The following is an 8,525-nucleotide window of genomic DNA, read 5'->3' on the forward strand; positions in this document are numbered from 1 at the left end:
TTATTTTTTTGTTTTTATTTGATTTTTTTTACAAAGCAAGTTGACATTTTAACAGCAATGTATTATAATTAATAAGTACATTTAATCATTTTTCGCAATTTTAAAATTTGGATAAAAAAATTTTAAAATATAAAATTTTTCTAGGAGCAATATTATTATTCATGAATAACACAAACGTAGAACAAAAAAAAGAATTAAAATTAAACAATAAAACTATTAGCGTTAACGATCAAATGGTGACAAGAAAATGGTATATAGTAGACGCTGAAGGAAAAACTTTAGGACGTTTAGCAACTAAAGTAGCTTCTGTTTTAAAAGGCAAAGGTAAAACTCATTATACTCCTCATATGGATAATGGCGATTATGTAGCAGTTATCAATGCTTCTAAAATCCATTTAACAGGTAAAAAATGGGAACAAAAAACCTATTACAGACATTCAGGTTATCCAGGTGGTTTAACTAAAGTAATGGTTTCTGATATGTTGAAAAAAACTCCTACTTTAATCATTGAGAAAGCTGTTTTCGGCATGTTACCGCATACTAAACTTGGACGCCAAATGCGTAAAAAATTATTTGTTTATGCTAACGAATCGCATAGGCACGAATCACAAAAACCTAAAGCGTTAGAGGTATAATGAAAATGAAGAAAAATCAATATTTTGGAACAGGCAGACGTAAAAGTTCTGTAGCGAGAGTTATTTTAACTTCTGGCACAGGACAAATTAAAATTAATAAAAGAGATTTTGCTAATTATGTCCCTTCTCAAGAAACTCGTTTAGAAACGTTAAAACCCTTAAATTTAACTAATACTTTAGAAAAATATGATGTGGTTGCGAATGTTCACGGCGGCGGAATAACTTCCCAAAGTGGAGCGATCCGTTTAGGCATTGCTAGATCTTTATTAGAAGTCGAACCTAATTTAAGAGTTATTTTAAAAAAAGCTAGTTTATTGACTAGAGATTCACGTTGTGTTGAGCGTAAAAAATACGGTTTAAAAAAAGCTCGTCGTGCGCCTCAATTTTCCAAACGTTAATTTATTTCTTAATAATATTTTTACAAGCATGAGGAGCCTTTTAAAAAAGGCTCTTTTTTAATTTTAAAAAACTTTATTAAAATAATTTATTATATAATGAGTTTATTAGAAGGAGAAAGTAGATGCAAAAAATAAGAGTGCGTTACGCCCCAAGTCCGACCGGTTTTTTACATATCGGTAACGCCAGAACTGCTTTATTTAACTATTTATTCGCTACGCGTTATCAAGGTGAATTAATTATTAGAATTGAAGATACTGATTTAGCGAGAAACGTCGCTGAAAGTGAAAAAAAACAATTAGAACAGTTAAATTGGTTAGGTATCAAATGGAACGAAGGGCCTGATATCGGAGGTCCTTTAGGGCCTTATAGACAATCCGAAAGATTAACGTTTTATCAAAAGTATACCCAAATATTGTTAGATAAAAAATTGGCTTACAAAGAATATCAAAATGATAATTCTAAATATGTAGTACGTTTTAAAGTTCCTGCTGAAACCAAATATGAGTTTAAAGATTTAATTCGAGGTTCTTTATCTTTTGATAGCAAAGAAATTGAAGACTGGATCATTATGAAAGAAAATGGTTATCCGACTTATAATTATGCTGTAGTGATAGATGACCATTTAATGGCGATTTCTCATATTTTCCGCGGCGAAGAACATATTACCAATACTCCGAAACAAATGATGATTTATCAAGCATTTGGGTGGAAAATACCTACTTTTGCCCATATTTCTTTAATTTTAAACGAACAGAAAAAGAAACTCAGTAAAAGAGATAAGAATGTAATTCAATTTATTGAAAAATACATGTCTTTAGGTTATGTTCCAGAAGCTTTATTTAATTTCTTGTTTCTCTTAGGTTTCGCCCCTAAAAGCAATAAAACTATTTTTTCTTTAGAAGAAATGGTGTCTTTATTTGATAAAACACGCTTTATTAAAGCGCCCGCTATTTTTGATGTACTCAAATTATCCTTCATTAATAGCCAATATTTGAAAAAAATGACTCTTGTGGATTTAGTTTCTCGAACAGCCGTTTTTTTTAACCAAGCCAAGATTGTTATTTCTCAGGAGAAATTAACCAAAATAGTGTCTTTATTTCAAAGTAGAATTAGTTATCTAGCAGAAATAGTACACTTATACCAAAGATTTTTTGTAGAACCGAAAGAAGTTAAAGAAGAATTTTTAATCTTTATTAAAGAAAATAAAGGTTTTAACTTGGTGCAAATTATATATAATATATTATATAAGTTAGAAAATTTTGATTCTGTTAACATCAAAGAAAGTATCGCTAGCTTAGAACAACAATCCCCTTTAAAAGGTAAACATTTATTTATTTTAATTCGTATAGCATCTACTTTACAAATGAATGGCCCACATTTACCTATTTATTTAGAATTATTAGGGAAAGAAACTGTTTTAAAAAATATCCAAACTATTTTAAGCCTCTTATCTGAAAAGAATTGATTTATTAAGTTAAAAAATTATCTGATAAAAAAACAATCATTAATTAACAAATATCTTATTTTAAAAAGTAAAAGGAATATCATGTTGAAAATTTATAATTCATTAACCCAAAAAAAAGAAAATTTTACCCTTTTAAATGAAAATGAAGTTAATATTTATGTTTGTGGTCCAACTGTTTATGATCACCTTCATATCGGCAATATTAAACCTTTAATTTTTTTTGATATGATGAAAAGATATTTTACTTTATTAGATTTTAATGTTAAATTAGTCGTTAATATTACGGATGTAGATGATAAAATAATTCAAACCGCTTTAGCTAACGACGCCACAGAAGCCCAAATTTCTCAACATTATATTCAAGCTTTTTTTACTTTATTAAAAAAACTAGATATTGATACTATTGATAAATTTCCTTTGGTAACCAATTATATCAAGTCTATTATCATTTTTATCCAAGATTTAATTCAAAAAGGCTATGCTTATCTAACTAGCAAAGGCGTTTATTTTCGTGTTAATTTAATTGATAATTACGGTAGTTTAAGTAAACAAGATTTAACTAAATTGAAAAAAAATACTCGTAAAGAGTTAGATCCTCAAAAAGAAAATGTTGAAGATTTTATTTTATGGAAAAAAACCGACACAGGTGTTCAATACGAAAGTCCTTGGTGCTTAGGCCGACCTGGTTGGCATACCGAATGTGTTGTCATGATTAAAGATATTTTTAAAACTACTATTGATATTCACGGCGGTGGCAATGATTTGAAATTTCCTCATCATGAAAATGAACAAGCTCAGTTTTTAGCTAGTCAAACAAAACCTTTAACTAATTTTTTCGTTCATATAGGACGGGTGGATTACCAAAAACAAAAAATGAGTAAATCCTTAAATAACGTTGTTTTAGCGAAAGATGTGTTAAAAGATTTTGAAGCTAACGTGATTAAATTCTTTTTTTTATCACATCATTACTTACAACCTATTAATTTTAGTTATGAATTGCTTTTACCTATACAAACTAAATATCATAAAATAGTTTATACTTTAAATAAAAACAATTTTCAATTAAAAATGAATCATACAAAGACTTCTAGTAAAAAATTAGCTTATTTACAACAATTTCATCAGTTGATGCAAAATGATTTTGATACTCCTAATGTGGTCACACTCATAGATCAAATTATCAAAGAATTGAATAAAACTTATGTTTTAACCGAAATGTCCGAATTACAAAACACTTTATTATATTTGTTTCAACATTTAGGTATTTCTTTACCTTTAAAAAATATTACTCCCCAAGATGTAACTCTTTATCAAAAATGGCTTCAAGCGAGACAAAACAAAGATTTTAAACAAGCAGACCTTTTAAGAAAACTTTTAGAAGAAAAAAGTTTTATTTGAAAAAAACATCTTTTTTCCAAAAACATGATAAAGTCGATATCAAAAACGGTAGGTTATGATTATGAATAAAAAAACTGATAACAAATTTTTTAACCTGACAGGGCTTCCGCAAGCAGAAGCAGAAAAACAACTACAAGAAAGAAAAAAAAATCTTAAAAAAGATAAGAATAGTAAAAGTGTGAAAGATATTATTGTTTCTAATGTTTTCACTTTGTTGAATTTATTAGTTTTAATCCTGTTTATTATTATTATTTCGATTAAAAGATATGATCAATTATTGTTTTTATTAGTTAATTGTTTAAATTTATCTTTAGGCATTGTCCAAGAAATTAAGGCTAAAAGAGTTTTAGATAAGATTTCTTTGTTAATGTCTAATGATACTTATGTAGTGCGCGATAGTGTTTTAAAGTCAGCTTCTATGAATGAAGTAGTAGTTAAAGACCTTTTATTTTTAGAATTAGGGGCTCAGATTGTAGCAGATGCTAAAATCGTTGAAGGCGCTTTAGAAGTAAACGAATCTTTTTTAACAGGAGAATCTAAATCTGTTTTCAAAAGTAAAGGCGATTTTTTATATTCCGGTAGTTATGTTGTTTCTGGACGTGCTTGTGCGGAAATTACGGCTGTGGGCAATGAGATGTATATTTCTAAATTAACCCATGAAGCAAAAAAATATAAAAACATCAAAACCCCTTTAATGCAAAATTTCGCTAATTTAGTCATGGTGATAATGATTTTATTAATCCCTACTACTTTTATCTTTTATTTTTCTTACGAATCTCACATTCGCGCTGAATCAGAATTTCTTTTAGGTTTAAGTGGTTTTATGATAGGAATGATGCCTTCAGGTTTATTCTTATTGACTAGCCTGTCTTTAGCGGTTGGTTTCGTTAATTTAGCGAAAAAGAACGCTTATATGAAAGATTTATTCGGGATTGAGGTGTTAACCCAAGTAGATATTTTATGTTTAGATAAAACTGGCACTATTACTGATGGAACTATGGAAGTCAAAGAAGTTTATTCTTATCCGGAAGCTAAAAACGTTTCTGAAGATTTAATGATTAGTATTATTAGCTCTTTTCCGGATGATAACCCAACGCAAAAAGCTCTACATTATGAATTTGTAAATAATGAGGACTCTCCTAAAGGGAATCATAAAATCAAAAAGATTGAGTTTTTCTCTAGTTTAAGAAAATATAGCGCCGTAGAATTTGAGCAAGAAGGCACTTTTCTTTTAGGAGCTCCGGAAATTATTTTCAAAAAAAAGTTTGCTACAATCGAAAAAGATGTCGAAAAACACGCTAAAATGGGTTATAGAGTGTTATTATTAGCTCAAACTAATGAAAGTATAGAAAAAATTGATCATAATACTGAATATCAAGCCGTTTCCTTAATTATGTTAGAAGATAAAATTAAAGCAGATGCTTTTGATACTGTGACTTATTTTAAAAATTTAGGCATTCAAATGAAAATCATTTCTGGTGATAATCCTTCTACTATTTCTTATATCGCCCAAAGAATAGGCATTATTGAAAGTAAAAAACAAGCTATAAATTTAGCTGGTCTAAGCGAAAAAGAAATAATTAAAATAGCTCATAAATACGATGTTTTTGGGCGAGCAACGCCAGAACAAAAACAAATTTTAATTAAAACTTTGAAACAAGATAATAAAAAAGTCGCGATGATTGGCGATGGTGTTAATGATATTTTAGCTTTTAAAGAGTCAGATATGTCGATTGCTATGGCTTCTGGTAGCCCAGCAGCTCAAAATGTAGCTAATTTAGTTTTAATTGATTCTAACTTTAGTTCTTTACCGCAAGTTGTTTCTGAAGGTAGAAGAGTAATTAATAATTTAGAAAAAAACTCAGTTTTATTTTTAGTAAAATCTATTTTATCTTTTTTATTAGCAGTCATTACTATTTTCCACAATTATTACTCTTCAATGGATGGTATAATTTTTCCTTTTGATCCTTTAAAATGGAATTTAATTGATATCTTTTTCATCGGAACCCCGTCTTTCTTTTTATCTTTAGAACCTAACGATAAACCTTTGAATAAAAAATTTTTAAGCAACATTTTAAAAAACGCTTTTTTCTTCGCTTCTTTAATTGCTTTTAATTATATTTACTTATTGCATTTGAAATGGGACGATCAGACGAATAGGCATGATAATGTTTCGGTCTTGTTAATGTTAATCACTTCCTTTAATTTCTGTTTCTTGTTTTTTAAGAACTGTCTTCCTTTTAATAAATGGAAAACATTATTATTTCACGTTATGGTTTTAGGTTTTTTACTCTTTGGATATTGTACTTTCTTCAGAAAAAGAGAATTCAAACAAGCATTGTTCAATATTACTGATAAAATATATGAGCATTTAACGGCTTTTATACTTTTAGCTATTATCAATATTATTTTGGTTTTAGGCATGATATTTATTAAACAATTAACTGCTTTTAAACAGAAATTGTTTAATAAATAATGCTTATCAACGTAATTTCAAGGAAAGAATTAAAACCATGATTATTTATGGAAAAAATATCATCAAAGAAGCTATTAACGCTAAACGACCCATTTATAAGATATACATTGATGCAAAAATGACTGACAAAGCGTTTTTAAACCATTTAAAAAACCATAATCTGACATATGAGATGTTAAATAAACACCAATTAAACGAAAAAGCGCAAAGCATTCAACACCAAGGAGTTGTTGCTGAAGTCCAAGATTATACTTATAAAAATTTAGTGGATTATTTATCGACCGATAAAAAACAAAAATTTTTAATTTTAGACGAAATACATGATCCTCACAATTTAGGAGCGATTTTAAGAAGCGTGGAAGCTGCTAATTTTGACGGCGTTATTATAGGTAAAAAACACCAAGTTCTTTTAAACGGAACAGTGGCTAAAACCTCTAGTGGAGCTTTAGAATACGTTAATATTTTTTTAGTTAATAATTTACACCACACTATTTTACAATTGCAAAAATACGCTATTAAGGTAATTGGAACCGATATGAAAGCAGAATTGGTGTTTAAAGAAATTCCTCAAAACGAATCTTTTGCTATTATTTTGGGCAATGAAGGCATCGGGGTTAGACTCTTATTGAAGAAAAATTGCGACTACTTAGTACGGATTCCTATGAGTGGAAAAATCAATTCTTTAAACGTTAGTGTAGCTGCGGCTGTGATTATGTTCGGTTTACAAATGAAATAAAATAATATATTTCGTTAATTTTCAAAAAATATGTTAAAATAAAGAGGATATATTTTGATTTACTTAAATTTATTTTTTATCTTTTGAAAAAAGAAGGATTCTGAAAAATGACTAAAAAAAATATTTTAATATGTGTTGTATGTTTAAATCGTAATTATCATACTGATGCTCATAATAGAAGTAATCGTTTGACTTTGAAGAAATATTGTCCTCACTGTAAACAACACGTTTTACATGAAGAATCTAGATAAATCAAATATTAAATTAGAGGAGTTTTTATGTCGTATAAAAATAAAGAAGAAAAACACGCAAATCCTTTGTTTAAAATAATCAAACAAGAATACAGTTTGATCAATGTTTTTTTGATCGTTGTGACTATGGTATTTATGGGCTTTTTTGGCGATTTTATGAAACAAGATCAAGAAAAATCATTATATAAAGTCTTATTTGGTACTGCTCTAGCGATTTTCTTATTAAGTGTTGTTTTTTTGATGAGAAAAACTATGAAAGGCATGAAAGCGGTTAGCTTACCGACAAGTACGCAAATTTTTTTCCAAATTATACAGGTTTTAATTTTTATCTTGATTTTAGTAACAATGAATACAATCTTTGAAACGCTTTATAAAGACTATATTTCTAAATATAGTGGGTATTTTCAAAATAAATAAGATTATAATATTTAATAGAAAATAAATTATATTAATTTTAGGGTGTTTGAATATGATAGATACAAAAGAAAAAGAAATAGATAAAGTTGTTAATAATAAAACGCAAGAAAAGCAACACAGCAAAAAAAACAACGATAATGAAGCTAAATGGTATATCATTCAAACTTATTCAGGTTATGAAAATTCTGTTAAAGAAGATTTATTAAGAATTGCTGATAGCGGCGTTGGTATTTCTAGTTTAATTTTAGACGCTATTTGTCCGAAAGAGACTTATTATAAAACTAAAGCCGACGGCACTAAGCAAATAAGAGAGAAAAAAATCTATTCTGGTTATGTGTTTGTTAAAATGGTTGTGACTGATCATTCTTGGTTTGTGGTAAGAAACATTCCGAAAGTAACTGGTTTTTTAGGTTCTATTAGAGGAGGCGGTTCTAAACCCGTTCCTTTGAGTGATAATGAAATAAGACCTATTTTATTAAAAATGGGGATCATCACTAGGCCTAATTATGATTATTTAATTAGTAAACAGGTAGAAATCACTAACGGTTCTTTTGCTGGTCAAACTGGTAAAGTATCTTTTGTAGATCATAATCAAGATAAAATTATTGTTGAAATTGATTTATTCGGAAGAGCTACTCCTATCGAAATTTCTTTTGATTCTTTTAAAGAAATCCTTTAATGACTGTTTTTTTGAATTAGTGTCTTTGTTAATGATGTAAATATGTTATAATATTTCAGTTATTATTTT

At 28.2% G+C, this 8,525-nt stretch carries 9 protein-coding genes; all 9 read left to right on the top strand.

Annotated features, from left to right (window positions below; translation table 11 throughout):
• Positions 1-161 precede the first annotated feature (161 nt).
• The 9 genes from rplM to nusG all read left to right on the top strand — a co-directional run bounded on the left by rplM (position 162) and on the right by nusG (position 8,456).
• The gene (gene rplM / locus RI68_RS00660; RefSeq protein WP_017192250.1) at positions 162-635 is read left to right on the top strand and encodes a 50S ribosomal protein L13; all 474 of its coding nucleotides are present in this window, start codon (positions 162-164) and stop codon (positions 633-635) included.
• 5 nt (positions 636-640) lie between these two features.
• Entirely contained in the window at positions 641-1,033 is a 393-nt protein-coding gene (rpsI, locus tag RI68_RS00665) for a 30S ribosomal protein S9 (protein ID WP_017192251.1), read from the top strand.
• Positions 1,034-1,155: 122 nt separating this feature from the next.
• A complete protein-coding gene (gene gltX, locus RI68_RS00670) occupies positions 1,156-2,499 on the top strand; it encodes a glutamate--tRNA ligase (RefSeq protein WP_017193342.1) in 1,344 nt (447 codons plus the stop codon).
• A gap of 81 nt (positions 2,500-2,580) precedes the next feature.
• A complete protein-coding gene (gene cysS / locus RI68_RS00675) occupies positions 2,581-3,897 on the top strand; it encodes a cysteine--tRNA ligase (protein WP_017193343.1) in 1,317 nt (438 codons plus the stop codon).
• A 61-nt stretch (positions 3,898-3,958) separates the two neighbouring features.
• Positions 3,959-6,373 (top strand): HAD-IC family P-type ATPase, encoded by a 2,415-nt coding sequence (locus RI68_RS00680; protein ID WP_017193344.1) that lies wholly within the window; start codon positions 3,959-3,961, stop codon positions 6,371-6,373.
• A gap of 37 nt (positions 6,374-6,410) precedes the next feature.
• Positions 6,411-7,109 carry a 23S rRNA (guanosine(2251)-2'-O)-methyltransferase RlmB gene (gene rlmB / locus RI68_RS00685; RefSeq protein WP_017192255.1) on the top strand — a complete coding sequence of 233 codons (699 nt, stop codon included), beginning with the start codon at positions 6,411-6,413 and terminating at the stop codon, positions 7,107-7,109.
• A gap of 107 nt (positions 7,110-7,216) precedes the next feature.
• Positions 7,217-7,360, top strand: a complete 144-nt coding sequence (gene rpmG / locus RI68_RS00690; protein ID WP_017192256.1) for a 50S ribosomal protein L33 — start codon at positions 7,217-7,219, stop codon at positions 7,358-7,360.
• A gap of 27 nt (positions 7,361-7,387) precedes the next feature.
• Entirely contained in the window at positions 7,388-7,777 is a 390-nt protein-coding gene (locus RI68_RS00695) for a hypothetical protein (protein WP_017192257.1), read from the top strand.
• 52 nt (positions 7,778-7,829) lie between these two features.
• Positions 7,830-8,456, top strand: a complete 627-nt coding sequence (gene nusG / locus RI68_RS00700) for a transcription termination/antitermination protein NusG (protein ID WP_017193345.1) — start codon at positions 7,830-7,832, stop codon at positions 8,454-8,456.
• Positions 8,457-8,525: the final 69 nt, after the last annotated feature.

Source organism: Vaccinium witches'-broom phytoplasma str. VAC (assembly GCF_000309405.1).
GTDB lineage: Bacteria > Bacillota_I > Bacilli_A > Acholeplasmatales > Acholeplasmataceae > Phytoplasma.